This window comes from Bacillus sp. JJ783, from assembly GCF_036963225.1.
Lineage (GTDB): Bacteria > Bacillota > Bacilli > Bacillales > Bacillaceae_G > Bacillus_A > Bacillus_A cereus_U.
Genome location: NZ_JBALMG010000224.1, coordinates 1 through 859, shown reverse-complemented (window position 1 = coordinate 859; position 859 = coordinate 1). Strand labels below are relative to the sequence as shown.

Below are 859 nucleotides of genomic sequence, written 5' to 3'. Positions count from 1 at the left end.
TTCAAAGTGAAAAAAGTGCAGAAATAAAATTTAACAATGAACAAGAGATGTACGACATTGCACAAAAAGCAGAGAAATATTTCGTGAAGAATGTAGATGGTACAATTGCACTTAATGCAACTGCGGAACAACTCGGAACTACTGAGGAAAATTTAAATCAGTATAGAAAAGGTGTAGAAGCTATTAATCTAGCAGTTGCAACTGGTAACGTGAAGGTCAATGTAAATGCAAATACAAATTCATTGGCATTAGAAACGGTTGCTCCTTCAAATCAGTCAAGTCTTCCTAGTTGGACATGGGATAGTAATTTTTATGGTTGGAACTTTTATTTAAGTAACTCCGAATCAAAGACATTTGTATATAACTGTAATAAATGGGCAGCAGGTGCAGCAGGTGTTGCTGTTATCACTGGTTATGTAGCGGCTATGGGTGTACCTCAGGCTGCGGCAGCTGCGTTAGCGGCTGGGTTAATTTCAGCGGGTCTTTGGTGGGTAGGAAATGAAGTGGATTATAGAATGACTAGTAAAGGTACAAAAATATATTTGAGTAACTGGAATCCAGTAAATATTGTACAAATTTCGGGTAGATAAAATAATATTTTAAAAGAAAACAATGTATATTCATTGTTTTCTTTTATTTAGGAGGTTACTACATTTATGATTGTATTTTTCTTAATATTATCTTTATGTGGATATGTAATTTTAAAATACTCTAATATGTCTTTACCATCTTACATTACGTATTTTTTAAGCGCATTTATCATTATATGTGTATCTATATTAATCCTAAAATTAGATGTTAAACCAGAAATCAAATATACGATTTTTGGTTTTTCTCTCTTTGTTCTTTTGCATAATCT

The 859-nt window shown here is 32.4% G+C and carries 2 protein-coding genes; both read left to right on the top strand.

The genetic code is table 11. The features are described from left to right. Positions 1-590: hypothetical protein (locus V7038_RS28700; RefSeq protein ID WP_335696030.1), on the top strand; the 590-nt coding region annotated here is incomplete at its 5' end. Between the two features lie 66 nt (positions 591-656). Continuing rightward, positions 657-859, top strand: a 203-nt coding sequence (locus tag V7038_RS28695; protein ID WP_335696029.1) for a hypothetical protein, incomplete at its 3' end; no start/stop codon positions are given.